The organism is Streptomyces sp. NPDC055962 (assembly GCF_042270185.1).
In the GTDB taxonomy this organism is placed as follows: domain Bacteria; phylum Actinomycetota; class Actinomycetes; order Streptomycetales; family Streptomycetaceae; genus Streptomyces.
The window spans coordinates 14,237-30,684 of record NZ_JBHJYN010000019.1; the positions used below are offsets into that span (position 1 = coordinate 14,237).

Genomic DNA, 16,448 nt, shown 5'->3' on the forward strand with positions numbered 1-16,448 from the left:
GGCCGGACGGTTCGATCCAACTGCACTGTCCGTTCGGATGGTTAGGGGTGACCTGACCGGACTAGTCCGGACGGGTAAGGACGCGCCCCCGCCGAGGAGCTCGGCGGGGGCGGTGGGAGCGGAGGCGTCAGGCGGGCGACCCGAGGAGCCCCGGGACCTCGGGGAGGTCCGGAAGGGGCGCCGGGGTGAGACGCAGGTTCATGACCGGGAGCAGGTCCGCGACCCGGTGGGGCCGGTGGGCCGTGATGCCCGGAGGGGCCGGCGCCAGAGGCACCAGGACGTCCGTCGGCGCGAGCGCCCCGCCGCCGGCGTCGGCCTCGGTGTCGTGGTGCAGCCACAGGGTGAGCATGTACAGCCCGGGCACGGACAGCAGCCGCGGCTGGTAGGGCGTCGTCGTCGACTCCGCCTGACGCAGGGCCAGTTCGGTGGAGATGATGTACGGACCCTCGAAGAAGTGCGAGAAGGTCCAGCCGTCCGCGGTGAGCATGGTGTCCGCGGCGGCCACGGCGCGTTCGCCGCTGCGGATCAGGAAGCGCCAGCCGGCGAGGCGGGTGCGGGGTGCGGCGTCGTTCGGCACGATCCGGTCCAGTACATGGACGGGAAGCGGGAGTTCGGGGCTCAGCGATCCCTGGACGGACCGGAGGGCGGGCGTATGGGCCTCGCGGACTGCGGTGGGAGAACCGAGTGCCGCGAGAACGCTGCGCAGTGCGGGCGCGGGGGCCGGAGAAACATGCAGCGGCATGGTGGGTTGCCTCTCACTTCGGAGACACGGTGGTGCGTGGGCGGGTGCAGACGGCGCTGTCGGCGTGCGGGGCCAGAGGAAGGCCGGTGACGGGGCGGACGGGCCGATGCGTCAACTCTCTGCCTCGTTCGCAGAGTTTATACGACAAATGTTCACACGGTGTTTCGGCTAGCCGTCCCGCGTATTGCGCACAAGGTGGATCTGAGCCTTTGAATTGCGAGGTTCCTGTGGATTCGGGCCGCTCGCAACCCCTGTCGCCAGGAACTTTCCCGATGCGGCGGTAGGCTCAAACGCATCGGTGTTTCCGCGGCGCAACTCCGTCATGCAAACTGCATATGCCCCATGCCTTCGGAATGTGCCTCCGGCGTCGGTCGTCAGACTACTGGGTATCCGAGGGGTGCGGGGGCGTTACGGATCATCTCGTCGGGGCATTATCGATCGTGATACGAGCGGCCTGGGCCGCGGGCCGCCCACTCGAGGAGGGACCCTTCGATGGGCGAGAAGATCGTGGCGGGTGCGTTCGCCCCGTCCGATCGGCAGGCGTACCGCGAGAAGCTGACCCGGTGCCTGACCGGGCTGGAGAGGCTCCTGTCGGAGCGGAGGTTCGATCGGCCCAGAAATCTCATGGGCCTCGAGATCGAGCTGAATCTCGCGGGTTCGGACGGCATGCCGAGGATGCGGAATGCGGAGGTGCTCCAGCGCATCGCCAGCCGGGATTTCCAGACGGAACTGGGGATGTTCAACCTGGAGGTAAACATTCTTCCTCACCGGCTGAGCGGCCGGGTATTCGATCAGCTGGCGGAGGAGCTCCGCACCGGGCTCGCCTATGCCCACCGGAAGGCTGCGGAGGTCGACGCGGGGATCGTGATGATCGGCATCCTGCCGACCCTCGGGCGGGACGACGTGGTTTCGGCGAACCTGTCGGACGTCGATCGATACACGCTCCTCAACGATCAAATGGCCGCCGAGCGCGGCGAGGAATTCGCCCTTGATATCGAAGGCGTCGAGCGACTGGTCTCGACCTCTGCCTCCATTGCCCCGGAATCAGCGTGCACGTCGGTCCAGTTGCACCTTCAGGTGACGCCCGACCGGTTCGCCGACGTCTGGAACGCCGCGCAGGCCATCGCCTCCGTGCAGATCGCCCTCGGGGCCAACTCCCCCTTCCTGTTCGGCAAGGAGTTGTGGCGCGAGTCGAGGCCACCGCTGTTCCAGCAGGCCACCGACGTACGCCCGCCCGAGCTGCGGAATCAGGGGGTTCGTCCCCGGACGTGGTTCGGGGAGCGGTGGATCGGTTCGGCGTACGAGCTCTTCGAGGAGAACCTGCGCTACTACCCGCCCCTGCTGCCGATCTGCGACGAGGAGGACCCCCTGCGGGTCCTCGACGAGGGCGGGGTGCCGTCCCTGGCGGAGCTCGTCCTGCACAACGGCACGGTCTACCGGTGGAACCGGCCGGTCTACGGGCTGGCCGACGGCGTCCCCCACCTGCGGGTGGAGAACCGGGTCCTGCCGGCCGGTCCCACGGTCGTCGACGTCATCGCCAACGCCGCCTTCTACTACGGGCTGGTCCGCGCGCTCGCCGACGATTCCCGGCCGGTGTGGTCGAAACTGCCCTTCGAGGCGGCGGAGGAGAACTTCGACGCCGCCTGTCGCCACGGGATCGAGGCCGAGCTGCTCTGGCCGCGCCCCGGCCGGTCGGGCGGTGTGGCGAAGGTGCCCGCCGTCAAGCTCGTACGGGACGAACTGCTCCCACTCGCGGCGGCGGGGCTCGACGCATGGAACATCGAGCCCTCGGACCGCGACCGCTACCTCGGCGTCATCGAGGAGCGCTGCAGGCTCCGGGTGAACGGCGCCTCCTGGCAGGTCGACACCTATCACCGGGCCCTGGAGGCGGGCCTCGAGCGGGAGGGCGCGCTTGCGGCCACCACACGGCGCTACGGCGAACTGATGCAGGTGGGTGAACCGGTGCACACCTGGCCGGTGGGCTTCCCCGCGCCCTGAGGGGGAGATCCGCCCGGTGTCCCGCCTCCCCGACGCCGTCAGGCAAGCTATGACGACGCATGGCTGACGGCAGAAGTACAGGTGGAGGCGGGGCGCGTGGCTGAATCCATTCCTCACGAGGGGGTGCCCCGGCGGATCCTCCGCTCGGAGACGCTGCTCGTACTGGCTCTCTCGCTCGGAGCCAGCGGGGTGTCCGCCCTGATCAGCTTCATCGGGTCGCTGACGAAACCGGGGGGCCTCAAGGACCAGGCCGCGACGCTGAACGGGTCGTACGCCCCCGGGCGCCCGTGGCTGGACCTGGCGTGGCAGCTGTTCGGCATCGCCACGGCGCTCGTGCCGGTCGCGCTGGTGGCCCACCTGCTCCTCCGGGAGGGAGCCGGCCTGCGGACCCTCGGTCTCGACCGCACCCGGCCGTGGCCCGACCTCGGCCGGGGCGCCCTGGTGGCGGCGGGGATCGGCAGCGCGGGACTGGCGTTCTACCTCGCGGCGCGCGGCGGGGGATTCAACCTGACGGTCGTTCCCGAGTCGCTGCCCGAGGTGTGGTGGAAGTTCCCCGTCCTGATCCTCTCCGCGTTGCAGAACTCGCTCGTCGAGGAAGTCATCGTCGTGGGCTACCTGCTGCGACGGCTGGGGCAGCTGGGGTGGACGCCGATGGCCGCCCTGGTCGCCAGCTCCGTGCTGCGGGGCTCCTACCACCTGTACCAGGGGATCGGCGGTTTCCTCGGGAACATGGTCATGGGCGTCGTCTTCGTGCTGCTGTACAGGCGCTGGGGGCGGGTCGGACCACTGGTCGTCGCGCACGCCCTGCTCGACATCGGGGCGTTCGTCGGCTACGCGCTGCTCGCCGGGAAGGTGGGCTGGCTGCCCACCCCGTGAGGCCGCAGCCCCGTGCCGCCGCCCCGTGCGGGCCCCGCCCACGGGGCGGTCCGCGCCGTATACCCCCCGCGGGGTGGCGGCTCCCGCGCGCTCAGAGCCCCGCGAGCAGCTCTCCGTCGATGACCGTGACGGCACTGCCGGCCAACAGCGTGCGCTCGCCGCGCAGCTCGACACGGACCAGGCCCGAGCGGGCCGAGGCCTGGAGGCCGGTGAGGCTCTCGCGGCCGGATCTGGCGGCCCAGAAGGGGGCCAGCGCGGTGTGGGCGCTGCCGGTCACGGGGTCCTCGTCGATGCCGACTCCGGGGAAGAAGCCCCGCGAGACGAAGTCGTACCCGCAGGCGGGGTCCGCGGCAGCCGCCGTGGCGATCACGCCACGGCGGGAGCAGGCGGTGAGCGCGCGGAAGTCCGGCCGGAGGGCACGCACGGTGGCCTCGTCGGGCAGCTCCACGAGCAGGTCGCCGAGCCGTTCTCCCGTGTCGTGGACGGAGAGGGGCGACGCGCCGAGTGCTTCCGCCAGCCCGGCCGGGGCCGTGACGGGTGTCAGCGGGGCTGTCGGGAAGTCCAGCGTCAGGGTGCCGTCCTCGTGCGCCGTGGTGCGCAGGACGCCGGACCGGCTCGCGAACCGCACCGTGCCGCTCGCGACGCCCGTGGTGTGAAGGACATGGGCGGTGGCCAGGGTCGCGTGCCCGCAGAGGTCGACCTCGGTGGCCGGGGTGAACCAGCGCAGAGCCCAGTCGGCCTCACCGCCCGGCGGCAGTGGATGCGCGAAGGCGGTCTCCGCGAGGTTGACCTCGGAGGCGATGAGCTGGAGGCGGTCCGCTCCGGGGAAGCCGCCGGAGTCCAGCAGCACGACTCCGGCGGGGTTGCCTGAGAAGGGGCGGTCGGTGAACGCGTCGACGATACGGATCTTCATGGGCCGACCGTAGGCGGGCGGTCCCGCGCGGTCCAAGGCCAATTCCGCATGGGCGGCCCCGAGCGGGAGAAGCCCCGTACGCGCCGCGGCCACGGGTACGGGAACGGGTGTCCTGTGCCGACGGCCCCTGACCGGTGGCCGGCGAAGTCCGGTCGCGGGGTGGCCGCTGCCCAGTCCCTCGACCAGGCTTCCTGTTCAGCGTGCTCCAGCCCGCCTGTCGAGACGATGGGCCAGGCTGCGACCATCCTCGGATGCGAGAGATCGACGAACTTGTCCACGTGGACGATCCGGCGTGGCCGGAGCTTCGAGAGATGGTTTCGGCGGGTCCTGCCCCCGTTCAGGTGCTGCCTGCCGATGTCGACGAGGGCCGCCGGAGTCTTCTGCAGATGCAGGTCACGGCGCGATCGACGCTGGGGGCCCTGGCGTTGAACACCGGCGGCCTGCTCGTGGACAACGGGTGGGTACGTGTGTTCGGCGGGGTTCGGTCATGGACGGAGGCCTCCCGAGTCTGGCGCAGGTCAACCGTTTCCCCGCAGACTTCGACCCCGCCTGGCATCCCGGGGCAGGTCTGATCGTCGGCCACGACGTCGTCGGCGGGGTCTTCGCGCTGAACGCCGGCGATCCTGCGGCCGCGGGCCGGCCGGGGGCACCTGGGCAGATGACGTACTTCGCTCCCGACACCCTTGAGTGGGAAGCCATGGAAACGGGCCACTCCGGATGGGTCTCCTGGCTGCTCTCGGGCCGGTCGGAGACCTTCTACGAAGGGCTGCGATGGCCTGGCTGGCGTGAGGAGGCTGCGGCCCTGGACCTCCGGCAGGGCATCTCCGTGTACCCGTTCCTCTGGTCCGAGGAGGCCCGTGCCGATCTCGCGGCGACGAGCCGGCGGCCCGTGCCGATGCGCGAGGTCATCGGCGTCGCGGCGGACTTCGCCCGGCAGACGGGACCGTCTGATCCTGGGTTCCTCGGCGACGTGTGACCGGTTCGCCGCAGCTCGTCCATGTCGGCAGCGAAGGGCTGCTTCCCGGGCGAGTGCCGCCCTCCGCGCCGGGGCACCGGGGGCGGGTGTCCGCGCCGGGACCCACCCGGCTCCGGTAGCCGAGGGCCCGGCCGCTGCTCGGGCTGTCGGCGGGCGGTGTGTGACCGGCACGGCCGCTCCCGGGGCCGTGGCGTGGTGCAGGGGGCGATGGCGGGCCGGCCGTGCCCGACCATGTGCTCTCCCGCAGCGCTTCTCCACGGCCTCCGGGAAGGTCTTCAGGAGCGAAGCCGGAGGCGTGGCCTCCGCGTCGGAGCGTGGACGTCTGGAAGGCCTCGGCCCCGATCAGCTCCATCGACGGCGCTCCTGGGCAGGCCCGTCCGGCACCGACCGGTGTCACAGCCGGTGCCGTCGCCGAGAGGGCTCTGCACAGCTGTCCGCCCGGCCCGGCCCGATCTCCGAGCGTCCTCCGGTCGGCAGTCAGGCGTCGGCGCGACGTACGACGTAGTCAGGGGCCGTGTGACGACATGCATCCCACCCGTCGCGCCGGGTGCGACAGGAGCCTTTGAGAGGCGGTCCCGAGCCGCTGCACCTCCGGATCCCGTGCAGCAGGACCGGGGGGATCCCGTTCCGGCCACGGCTCGTCCGCCACCTGGTCGCCGTCGTCGCGGCCCGGTACCGGAGGCTCCCGCCGTCCTTCGCCCACCGGAATCGGCGAACAGGCTCGATGTCGCCCGAAGCGAGGGCTCCAGGACTTCCCGGGCGGCCGTAGGCGGTGACCTGTGGCGTCGCGGAACACCGGCTGCCGGTACGCCCACCCTGTCCCGACCGCACCGGTCTGCGCACGCCCAGCCTTGCCAGGCGATAGTTTCCGATATATCGTTGAGGCATCGCGACAGTTCGAAGAAGAGTCGCGTGACCCACGATGACGAGAGGAGCGCAGTCATGCGTTCACATGGATACGACCACGAATGCGGCCCCGGGCGCCGAGGCGCCGGCAGGGGAGACTTCCAGGGCGGCCGTGCCGCTTTCGGGCCGTTCGGACCGCCCTTCGGAGGCGGGCCCTTCGGCGGCGGACGCGGCCGGGGAGGCGGCCGGGGGAGGGCGAGGCGCGGTGACGTACGCGCGTCGATCCTCGCCCTGCTCAAGGACCGGCCGATGCACGGGTACGAGATGATCCAGGAGATCGGCGAGCGCAGCGGCGGGGCCTGGAAGCCCAGCCCCGGCTCGGTGTACCCCACCCTCCAGCTGCTGGAGGACGAGGGTCTGATCGTCAGCGCCAGTGAAGGCGGCAAGAAGTTGTTCACCCTGACCGACCACGGCCGCGACGAGGCCGAGTCCGGCCCCGAGGCTCCCTGGGAGGAAGCGGGGCGCGGGGTCGACTGGGAGGGCGTCAACGAGATCCGGCAGGCCGGATTCGGTCTGATGGAGGCGTTCGGCCAGGTCTGGAAGACCGGCTCGGCCGACCAGCGGCAGAAGGCTCTCACGGTGATCAACGACGCCCGTAAGAAGCTGTACCTGATCCTCGCAGACGAGCACTGAGCCGTGCCGTACACGCAAGCTGAGAAGGGCCCCGTCCGCGGGGCCCTTCTTCCGTCCACCCCCGCGCCGTCGTGGCGTCCGTCTCGGGGTCCCTCTCATCCCCAGGGATGAGAGGGACCCGTGCCGTGCCCGCCTTTCGCGGGATGAGGGATGGGCCGCGCCGGGGATGTGTTCGCTCGCGGGGGCTGATGGGGTGGAGGGGTGCAATTCCGGACATCGAAGATCCCCGAACAAGCCACGCCGGCCCACCCCTGGGCCGGTGCCGGGCTCAGTGACGCGATGATCGCGGTGACGACCGGTGCGCGCAGGCGGGCGGTGCGCGACGGGGACCGCCAGGTGGACACCGCCCATCTCCTGCACTCACTCGTCGAGTCCGACCCCGAGGTGCGGGAGGTTTTCGACGGCGGACCGCAACTGGCCAGGGTGCTCGGGTATCTCGTGCAGCGCAGCATCGGCTACGGCCTCCGCTGGCAGGGGACCCAGGAGGGCTCGGGAGGCTTCCCCGCCGTGCGGGAGCCCGGGGGTGAGGGGTGGTCACCCTCCGCGGAGGCGGCGCTGGACCGCGCGGTCGGCGGTGCGCTCCTGCGCGGGGAGCGCCACGCGGGCGGGCTCGACCTGCTGGCGGCGCTGGTCGCGGATCCCCGGTGCCGTGCGGTCGAGGTTCTGGAGCGGGCCGGTGTGGCGACGGGTCCGCTGGGCGCCCGTGCGGCGGAACGGGCAGCCGCCGAGGGCGCCCAGGAGTGATCTTGAACACCCGGCGGACAGGTGTGACGGGGGTGACGCTCCTGACGCCTGCTGCCATGATGTGCCGATGCACGCGTCAAAGAGGAGAAGTGCCGGTCTGGGCCTGGCCCTTGCCTCGGCCTTCGCATTCGGTGGTTCCGGGGTGGCGGCCAAGCCGCTGATCGAGGCGGGGCTGGACCCGCTGCAGGTGGTGTGGCTGCGCGTGACCGGCGCCGCCCTCGTGATGCTGCCGGTCGCCTGGCGCCACCGGAGCCTGGTGAGGGAGCGGCCCGTTCTGCTGGCCGGCTTCGGACTGTTCGCCGTGGCCGGGGTGCAGGCCTTCTACTTCGCGTCGATCTCCCGCATCCCGGTCGGCGTCGCCCTGCTCATCGAGTATCTGGCCCCCGCACTGGTCCTCGGCTGGGTGCGGTTCGTGCAGCGTCGGCCCGTCACCCGCGCCGCGGCCGTCGGTGTGGTGCTGGCGGTGGGCGGACTCGCCTGCGTCGTCGAGGTGTGGGCGGGCCTGACCTTCGATGCGGTGGGGCTGTTGCTCGCCCTCGGGGCCGCATGCTGTCAGGTGGGTTACTTCGTCCTCTCGGACCAGGGTGCCGGACACGGGGGCGCCGCCGACGCCGCACCCCCGCATCCCGTGGGGGTGATCGCGTACGGACTTCTGGCCGGAGCCGCCGTGCTCACGGTGGTGGCCAGGCCGTGGGGCATGGAGTGGGCGGTGCTGGGCGGGAGCGCGGAGATGGACGGGCACCCTGTCCCCGCGTGGCTCCTGCTCGGCTGGATCGTGCTGCTCGCGACCGTGCTGGCCTACGTGACCGGCGTGGTGTCCGTGCGGCTTCTCTCGCCGCAGGTCGCGGGCGTGGTGGCGTGCCTCGAAGCGGTCATCGCGACCGTGCTCGCCTGGGTGCTGCTGGGCGAACACCTCTCAGCACCGCAGCTGGTGGGTGGGGGCGTGGTGCTGGTGGGCGCCTTCATCGCCCAGTCCTCCGCCCCCCGGCCGCCCTCGGGCCCGGTGGCGTCGGGTCCCGCCGTATCCGCCGCCGGTGCGTCGGGACCGTACGAGCCGGCCGGGGCCGGGGGAGAGTTGTCCCGCCCTCCGGGGCCGTCGTAGGGTGTCGATCATGCCGCAGACCGTACTTCCGCCTCCCGCCGCCTAGCGCGAGGCGGCCACTCCGGACGAAGACCTGGCTCGGGTACGCCCCGAGCGGTTCGTCGCTGCCCGCGCGCGGAGCCGAGCGACCGACCACCCCTTCTTCCTTCTCCGGAGCGTCACATGTCCCACCCCGAATCCGCGCTGCCCGTCGGGCGGAGCCTGCTCTACCTCGTCGTCGCCGGACTTGCCTGGGGGACGGCGGGTGCCGCCGCCTCCCTGCTCTTCCGGATCAGTGATCTCGGGCCTCTCGCAATGTCCTTCTGGCGCTGTGTCGGCGGCCTCGTCCTGCTGGTCGGGGCGCTCGCGCTGCGCCCCCGCCGCCCCCGCACCGCCACCGAGCCGCGTCGCCGCCGGCTGGTGCGCATCCTGGGAACCGGCATCGGTCTCACCGTCTTCCAGAGCGCCTACTTCGCGGCGGTGGAGTCGACGGGGCTCGCCGTCGGAACCGTGGTCACGCTGGGCGCGGGTCCCGTCCTCATCGCGGTCGGCGCGCGGCTGACGATGGGGGAGCGGCTGGGCAAGGGCGGGCTGCTCGCCGTGGCCGGCGCCCTGACCGGCCTCGCGGTGCTGGTGCTCGGCGGTGAGCCGGCCGAGGTGCGGCCCGCCGGGCTGCTCCTGGCCGTGCTGTCCGCCGCGGGGTACGCCGCCATCACCCTGCTGACCCGCCGCCTGGGCAGGGACGGCGCGGCGGGCGACTCCCTCTCCACCAGCGCGTGGGCGTTCGGCATCGGGGCCGTGGGGCTGCTGCCCATGGCGGCGGCCGAAGGGCTCGTGCCGCACACGGCCGAGGCGGGCCAGGTGCTGGGGCTGATGATCTACGTGGCGGCGGTGCCGACCGCGCTCGCCTATGCGCTCTACTTCGCGGGGGCCGCGGCGGTCCGTTCCGCGACCGTGTCCGTGATCATGCTGCTGGAGCCGGTGAGCGCCGCCGTCATCGCGGTGACCGTGCTGCGCGAGCGGCTCACGACGGCCACCGTCATCGGCACGCTGCTCCTGCTCACCGCCGTGGCGGGGCTGGCCTTCGCGGAGACCCGCGGAGCGGCTACGGCCCGCAGGCGGCGTGCGGCCCTGCCCGTCTGACCCCTCGGGGCAGGAGGGCGGGCCGCTGCTCGCCACCGCCGGTCAGAGCGCGGTGAGGTAGTCCGGCACCTGGACCGAGGGGTCCAGGTCGTCGGACGGCACCGGCGCGGCGTATCCCCGCGTCACCGGGACCACGCCGGCCCAGTGCGGAAGGGCGAGGTCCTCCGGGTCGTCGTTCGGGCCGCCGGTGCGGATCTTGGCGGAGACCTCGTCGAGGTCCAGGCGGATCACTGCGGTCGCAGCGAGTTCCTTGGCGTCGGCGGGACGTGAGTCCTCCGACCGCCCCGGCACGACCTGGTCGACGATGGCGTCGAGTGCGATGCGCCGTTCCTCCGGGTCGGTCACCGTACGGGCCGTGCCGTGGACCATCACCGAGCGGTAGTTCAGCGAGTGGTGGAAAGCGGAACGGGCCAGCACGAGGCCGTCCACGTGCGTCACGGTCAGGCAGACGGCGAGGCCCGGGTCCGCCGCGCCCGTCTCGCGCAGCGGACGCGATCCGGTCGAGCCGTGCACGTACAACCGTTGCCCGATCCGGCCGAAGAGCGTCGGGAGGACGACGGGTGCTCCGTCGCGGACGAAGCCCAGATGGCAGACGTAGGCCGCGTCGAGTATCGAGTGGACCGTCTCGTGGTCGTACGAGGCGCGCTGCCTGGCGCGGCTCGGGACCGTGCGTTCCGTCGGCTCGTAGGCGGCACCCGGGGCGGGGGCGGTGCTGTCGGGTGTGACGGTGTCCGGCATTGCGTCCTCCATTGCACTAGTGCATAATAATGTTTGTGCTAGGAGAGTATCGGATCAGTGGGCGGCGTGCATCCGAGATCGCCGCGAGTGTGGAGGGCGGGGTCGCTGCAGGCGACCTCGCTCCCGGCCATGTGCTGCCGCCCATGAGGGAGTTGGCGGAACGCCTCGGCGTCAATCCCAACACCGTGGCGGCCGCCTACCGGACGCTTCGCGAGCGCGGAGTGATCGAGACGGCGGGGCGGCGGGGGAGCAGGGTGAGGTCGCGCCCCGCGAGTACGGCGCGTGGCTCACTCCGGGTGGAGGCCCTGCCCGGCGTGCGCGACCTCGGTGACGGCAACCCCGACCCCGCCCTGCTGCCCGCCCTGGGGGAGGCGCTTGCGGCGGCTGCGGCGGACCACGACCGAGGGCCCAGCCTCTACGGGGACGCCGCGGTCGTCCCCCGGCTCGAGGAGCTCGCCCGGGCGGGCCTGGACGCCGACGGCGTCCCCGCCGGGCCCGTGGCGGTCACCTCCGGTTCCCTCGATGCGATCGAGCGTGTGCTCGCCGCACACCTCAGGCCCGGAGACGCGGTGGCGGTCGAGGACCCGGGCTGGGCGGCCCTGCTGGACCTCGTTCCGGCGCTGGGTATGCGCGTGGTGCCCGTGGCTCTGGACGAGGACGGCCCCTTGCCCGGGGAGGTGGAGCGGGCACTGCGCGCGGGGGCCAGGGCTCTGGTGGTCACCGACCGGGCGCAGAACCCGACCGGGGCGACGGTGGGAAGCCGCAGGGCCGAGGAACTGCGGGCCGTTCTGCAGGAGCACCCCGGGGTGCTCCTGATCGAGGACGACCACGGTCACGCCATCGTCGACCTGCCGGTGCATCCCCTCGCGGGGGTGACCGAGCACTGGGCCTTCGTGCGGTCCGCCTCCAAGGCGTACGGGCCCGACCTGCGGCTCGCCGTACTCACCGGGGACGCGCTGACCGTCGACCGGGTGACAGGGCGTCAGCAGCTGGGACCCGGCTGGGTCAGCGGACTTCTGCAGCGGACCGTGGCCCGGCTCTGGGAGGCGGGTGCCGTCGACGTACCGGGGGTGGCGCGCTCCTACGGGCAGCGCCGGGACGCGCTCGTGCGGGCACTGGAGCGCCGGGGGATCACGGCGTACGGGCGGACCGGGATGAACGTGTGGGTGCCGGTGGGCGACGAGACCGGGGCCGTCGCCCGGCTGCTGCAGGCGGGCTGGGCGGTGGCCCCCGGGGCGCGGTTCCGGATCGCTTCACCCCAGGGCATTCGCCTCACCGTTTCCTCGCTGTCCGCCGCGGACGTCGAGCCCCTGGCGGACGCGGTGGCGGAGGCGGTCCCGCCGGCCCGCCCGGTCAGTCACGGCTGACCCGGCCGCTCCCGGCGATGCGGCGCGACGCGCCGGCGGAGCCGCGGGCCCGGCTCCCCGTGAGTGCGGCGCCGGCGAGGATGACCAGGGCGCCCACGGGGGTGTTCCAGTTCAGCCGCTCGCCGAGCAGCAGCACTCCTGCCGCCGTGGCGATCACCGGGATGAAGTAGGTGACCATCTGGGCCGTCGTCGGCCCGACCTCCTGGACGAGGCTGTACTGGAGGAGGACGGCGAGGCCGGTTCCGAGCGCCCCCAGAGCGATGACGGCGAGGGTGGGCAGCACCGGGAAGCGTGCGGGCGCGCTGGTGAAGGCCGGTACGACCAGGCCCAGTTGCAGCGTTCCGAGGAAGAGCTGACTGCCGGTCAGTGTGAGGGTGGACGCGCCGGTGCCGGCCAGGGTGCGGCGGACGTAGATCCAGCCGACCGGGTAGCTGAGCGAGGCGAGCAGGGCCATCGCGGTGCCGGTCACGTCCAGCCCCGAGAAGCCCTGCCATGCACCCAGCACGGTCAGTACGCCGATGAATCCCAGGCCGAGTCCGGCGACGCGGCGGCGGGTCGGCCGGTCCTCGGAGAGCGCCACGAGGGAGAGTGCCATGCCCCACAGCGGGGAGGTCGCGTTGCAGATCCCGGCGAGCGTCGACGGGATGGTCAGCTCGGCGTACGCGAAGAGCGAGAACGGCAGCGCGTTGAGGAAGAACGCGGCGACGAAAAGGTGCCCCCAGGTCCGGCCGGAGCGGGGCAGCCGTTCCCGGCGCACCGCCATCGCGACGGCGAGCACCGCCGTCCCGGACAGGAGCCGGCCGAAGGTCACCTGGAACGGGGCGTACCCCTCGGTTCCGACCTTGATCAGCAGGAAACTGAAACCCCAGATGAGCGACAGCGCGGCGAAGCGGACGCGCCAGTCCAGGGCGTGTCCGGGCGCCTGTGGTCCAGGGCGTGAGGTGTCGCGGAGGGGCAGGCTTCTCGGTGCGGCGGGAGCGCTCATGTGACCACCATGGCGAGCCGTATCGCGTAGGACAAGTGAAAGTTTCTGGGGTTCCAGGCGTAGCATTGCTTACATGTTGAATCTGGAGCGCCTGCGGACGCTGGATGCCTTCGCCCGCCACGGTTCGGTGAGCGGGGCCGCCGACGGCCTCCATGTCACCACCTCGGCCGTCTCCCAGCAGATGGCCAAACTGGAGCGCGAGGTGGGGCAGCAGCTCCTGGCCAGGAACGGCCGGGGGGTCCGTCTCACCGACGCGGGCCGGCTGCTCGCGGACCACGCGGCGAAGATCCTCTCCCAGGTCGAGGTCGCCCAGGCCGACATCGAGGCCCAGCGGGGGCAGGTGGTGGGTGAGGTCCGCCTCGCGGCCTTCCCGACGGCCGCCCGGGGGCTGTTCCCCGCAGCCCTCGCCGCACTCCGCTCCGAACACCCGGAACTCAAGGTCCGTACAACCGAGTTGGAGCCGGAGAGTGGAATCCGCGCGGTGCTGCGGGGGGACGCCGACCTCGCAGTGGTGCTCGACTGGAGCAACAAGCGACTGCCCGTTCCCGGAGGGCTGGCCAAGGCCGAACTCCTCGACGACGCACCGGACATCGCCATGCCCTCGGATCATCCTCTCGCGGGCAGGAGCGAGGTGGACATCGAGGACTTCGCCGACGACGAATGGGTGTCGTGGCCGGAGGGTGAATTCTGTTACGACTGGCTGATGTTCACCCTGCGGTCCAAGGGGGTCGAGCCCCGGATCGCGCATCTCGCGGGCGAGCACCACACCCAACTCGCGCTGATTGCAGCGGGGTTCGGTGTCTGCGTAGCGCCTCGGCTCGGGCGGGGGCCGGTGCCGGATGGTGTGCGCCTCGTGCCCGTGCGGCAGCCCATGCGTCGGCACGTCCACGCGGTGTGGCGTGCGGACGCGGACCGGAGACCGTCGATCAGAGCCGCCGTGGACGCCCTGATCTCCGCGGGCGGGGCTCTGCACGCGCCGCTGCCGGGGTGATCCCCGGAACGCCGGTGGCGGGCAGGGACTCCCTGCCCGCCACCGCCCTTTCGGGTCCCCGTCGTGGTGCTCCGCAGGGGTCCGCCGGATCTCAGGCGCCGCTCGGTCGGCCGGCCTTGCCCGAGCCGACCGGAGTGCCGTCACCGGCGACGGAAGCGGCGGAAGGGGCTCGCTCGGGCTCCGGTACCGGCTCCGGCTCCGGCTCGAAGGCGATCTCGCCGTCCAGCACCTTGCGCATGCGGTGCTGGTCGAGGGCGCCCTCCCACTTGGACACCGCGAAGACGGCCACGCAATTGCCCAGGAGGTTGGTGGCGACACGCATCGTGTCCATGATGCGGTCCACTCCGAGGAGGAGGGCCACGGCGCCGGCGGGGATCACGCCCAGGGCCGACGCCGTGGCGGAGAGCGCCAGGAAGGCCGAACCGGGCACCCCGGCCATCCCCTTGCTGGTCAGCATCAGTACGACGACCACCGTCACCTGTTGACCGAGCGTCAGGTCGACTCCCACGGCCTGGGCGATGAACAGCGTGCCGATGGAGAGGTAGATCGACGCTCCGTCGAGGTTGAACGAGTACCCGGTCGGCAGGACGAGCCCGACGGCATCCTCGCGGCACCCGGCCTGGCGCAGCTTCTGCATCATGCGAGGCATCACGGCCTCGCTGGACGCCGTGCCCAGAGCCAGCAGCATCTCCTCGCGGGTGTAGCGCACGAACTTCCACAGGCTGACTCCGGTGAACGCCTTGAGGGCCAGGCCGAGGAGGACCAGGAACAGGACGGCCACGGCGTAGCAGACGGCGATGAGCTTGCCGTACGTCGACAGCGCGCCCAGCCCGTACTCGCCGACCAGATGCGCGGTCGCGCCGAAGACGGCCAGCGGGGCCAGCTTCATGACGAAGCCGACCACGGCGAAGACGACCTCCTGGGCCTGCTCGATCGCGGGCAGGATCGCCGGCACCTTGGCCTGGCCCAGGTGGAGCAGGGCCGCGCCCACCAGACAGGCGAGGACGAGGACCTGCAGCAGAGAGTTCTCCGCGAACGCGCCCACGGCGCTGTCCGGCAGTGAGTGGAGGATGAACTCCGAGGTCGACGGCAGCGAGCCACCGCCGGTCTTCTCGTCCACGGCCGACGCGTCGAGCGACGCCGGGTCCACGTCCATCCCGCTGCCCGGTGACACGAGGTTGCCCGCCAGGAGACCGACGGCGAGCGCGACGGTCGTCGCGACCTCGAACCAGATCAGCGCCTTGAGGCCGATGCGGCCGAACGCCTTGAGGTCCCCCGCCTTGGCGATGCCGGCGATCACCACACAGAAGACGAGTGGGGCGATCATGGCCTTGATCAGTCGGACGAACCCGTCGCCGAGGGGCTGTACGGCGGATCCCACGTGGGGCCACAGCCGTCCGACGACGACACCCAGCAGCAGGGCGAGAGCGACTTGCGCGAACAGGGACGTACGGAGGAAACGGGCGATGCGTCGGGCCAGTGACGGGCTGGCGTCCGGCATGAGAGCACTCTCCAGACTGGAACCATTCCACAATGTGGAACTCAACTTCCGTGAACTGTCCGCCACTATGACTGCCGGCGCATCACAACGGAAGGTACGTGCGGAGGCGTAGATCTTTTTTGGTGATAACTACAAGGCACGACGACGGCGTTGGCGAAGCCGGTCCCCGGAGCCCGCACGAGCTCTGCGCGCAGCACGGCCGAGGGCCGCCGCGCCCGGGAGAGGGACCGGCGGCCCGGCGCACACGAGCTCGCCCGGCAGGTGGCGTCGAGGGGATGGCCGCTCACGTGCCGCGGGACTCCCCGGGCGGCAGCTGCTGCGGGCATGCGCAAGGTCTCCACAGCGGGCGGCAGTTCTCCGGCTGCCGGCCGGGGCGCGTCAGCGCGGCCCTGACAGCTTGCGGAAGTCCCAGGACCTGACGGTCAGGGGTGTGAGCCGGAGCCACCCGTGCCGCTCGTCGTGCGGCAGGGAGTCCAGGCCGAAGTACTTCGCCGCGAACATCCGCTCCGGCACGTCCAGTTCGGAGCAGTCCGCGCCCGTGCGGGGGACCTCGCCGACGAAGCGGACCTCGCCGGCGAGCTCCACCCCGCGCAGCTCGCCGTACTCGGACCCGTCGTCCACCACCACGGCGGCCCTCGGATTTCGGCGGAGCTGCGCCCAGCGCAGACTGCGGGTGAGGGAGTAGAGCCAGAGGGAGGTGCCGTCCCAGACGAACCACAGGGCGGCGACGTGCGGCATGCCGTCGGAGGAGACCGTGGCCACCCGGCAGGTGCGCTGTTCCGCGAGGTAGGCGTCCCGTTCCGCGTCGGTCATCATGATCCGACGGCCACGGCGCTGGGCAGCGGTCACGGTAC

Annotated in this window: 14 protein-coding genes and 1 pseudogene; 9 read left to right on the forward strand and 6 right to left on the reverse strand. The window is 71.9% G+C overall.

The features are described 5' to 3' along the window. Positions 1-127: 127 nt before the first annotated feature. Positions 128-742 carry a hypothetical protein gene (locus ACFC51_RS33610; RefSeq protein WP_376375341.1) on the reverse strand — a complete coding sequence of 205 codons (615 nt, stop codon included), beginning with the start codon at positions 740-742 and terminating at the stop codon, positions 128-130. Between the two features lie 492 nt (positions 743-1,234). On the opposite strand from ACFC51_RS33610, the gene ACFC51_RS33615 reads away from it, so the two are divergent. Further along, positions 1,235-2,740 carry a glutamate-cysteine ligase family protein gene (locus ACFC51_RS33615; RefSeq protein ID WP_376532542.1) on the forward strand — a complete coding sequence of 502 codons (1,506 nt, stop codon included), beginning with the start codon at positions 1,235-1,237 and terminating at the stop codon, positions 2,738-2,740. A gap of 96 nt (positions 2,741-2,836) precedes the next feature. After that, on the forward strand, positions 2,837-3,616 hold the full coding sequence (locus ACFC51_RS33620; RefSeq protein ID WP_376375335.1) for a CPBP family intramembrane glutamic endopeptidase: 780 nt from the start codon (positions 2,837-2,839) through the stop codon (positions 3,614-3,616). A 91-nt stretch (positions 3,617-3,707) separates the two neighbouring features. On the opposite strand, the gene ACFC51_RS33625 is transcribed toward ACFC51_RS33620, so the two are convergent. Beyond that, positions 3,708-4,529: a PhzF family phenazine biosynthesis protein gene (locus ACFC51_RS33625; protein ID WP_376375334.1), complete on the reverse strand. Its 822-nt coding sequence runs from the start codon at positions 4,527-4,529 to the stop codon at positions 3,708-3,710. Between the two features lie 311 nt (positions 4,530-4,840). Here ACFC51_RS33625 and ACFC51_RS33630 point away from each other — a divergent pair. From ACFC51_RS33630 to ACFC51_RS33650, 5 genes and pseudogenes are all read left to right on the forward strand, one after another. After that, a pseudogene (locus tag ACFC51_RS33630) lies at positions 4,841-5,505 on the forward strand (DUF2625 family protein). Positions 5,506-6,447: 942 nt separating this feature from the next. After that, entirely contained in the window at positions 6,448-7,044 is a 597-nt protein-coding gene (locus ACFC51_RS33635) for a PadR family transcriptional regulator (RefSeq protein WP_376375328.1), read from the forward strand. A 279-nt stretch (positions 7,045-7,323) separates the two neighbouring features. After that, positions 7,324-7,788: a Clp protease N-terminal domain-containing protein gene (locus tag ACFC51_RS33640; RefSeq protein ID WP_376532617.1), complete on the forward strand. Its 465-nt coding sequence runs from the start codon at positions 7,324-7,326 to the stop codon at positions 7,786-7,788. Positions 7,789-7,855: 67 nt separating this feature from the next. Then, positions 7,856-8,890 carry a DMT family transporter gene (locus ACFC51_RS33645; protein WP_376532544.1) on the forward strand — a complete coding sequence of 345 codons (1,035 nt, stop codon included), beginning with the start codon at positions 7,856-7,858 and terminating at the stop codon, positions 8,888-8,890. A gap of 162 nt (positions 8,891-9,052) precedes the next feature. Then, on the forward strand, positions 9,053-10,012 hold the full coding sequence (locus ACFC51_RS33650) for a DMT family transporter (protein WP_376532546.1): 960 nt from the start codon (positions 9,053-9,055) through the stop codon (positions 10,010-10,012). A gap of 42 nt (positions 10,013-10,054) precedes the next feature. On the opposite strand, the gene ACFC51_RS33655 is transcribed toward ACFC51_RS33650, so the two are convergent. Next, entirely contained in the window at positions 10,055-10,750 is a 696-nt protein-coding gene (locus ACFC51_RS33655; protein ID WP_376375320.1) for a pyridoxamine 5'-phosphate oxidase family protein, read from the reverse strand. 35 nt (positions 10,751-10,785) lie between these two features. Between ACFC51_RS33655 and ACFC51_RS33660 the strand changes: the two genes are divergently transcribed. Then, positions 10,786-12,117, forward strand: coding sequence for an aminotransferase class I/II-fold pyridoxal phosphate-dependent enzyme (locus tag ACFC51_RS33660; protein ID WP_376532548.1), 1,332 nt, complete (start codon positions 10,786-10,788; stop codon positions 12,115-12,117). On the opposite strand, the gene ACFC51_RS33665 is transcribed toward ACFC51_RS33660, so the two are convergent. Further along, entirely contained in the window at positions 12,104-13,102 is a 999-nt protein-coding gene (locus ACFC51_RS33665) for a DMT family transporter (protein WP_376532549.1), read from the reverse strand. The genes ACFC51_RS33660 and ACFC51_RS33665 overlap by 14 nt on opposite strands. 73 nt (positions 13,103-13,175) lie before the next feature. On the opposite strand from ACFC51_RS33665, the gene ACFC51_RS33670 reads away from it, so the two are divergent. After that, complete coding sequence (locus ACFC51_RS33670; protein ID WP_376375312.1) at positions 13,176-14,093, forward strand: LysR family transcriptional regulator; 918 nt, start codon at positions 13,176-13,178, stop codon at positions 14,091-14,093. A 91-nt stretch (positions 14,094-14,184) separates the two neighbouring features. Here the strand turns inward: ACFC51_RS33670 and ACFC51_RS33675 are convergent, their stop codons facing one another. Both ACFC51_RS33675 and ACFC51_RS33680 read right to left on the reverse strand, forming a co-directional pair. Next, a complete protein-coding gene (locus ACFC51_RS33675; protein WP_376375309.1) occupies positions 14,185-15,594 on the reverse strand; it encodes a cation:dicarboxylate symporter family transporter in 1,410 nt (469 codons plus the stop codon). A gap of 378 nt (positions 15,595-15,972) precedes the next feature. Further along, positions 15,973-16,443 (reverse strand): pyridoxamine 5'-phosphate oxidase family protein, encoded by a 471-nt coding sequence (locus ACFC51_RS33680; RefSeq protein ID WP_376375307.1) that lies wholly within the window; start codon positions 16,441-16,443, stop codon positions 15,973-15,975. Between the last annotated feature and the right edge of the window lie 5 nt (positions 16,444-16,448).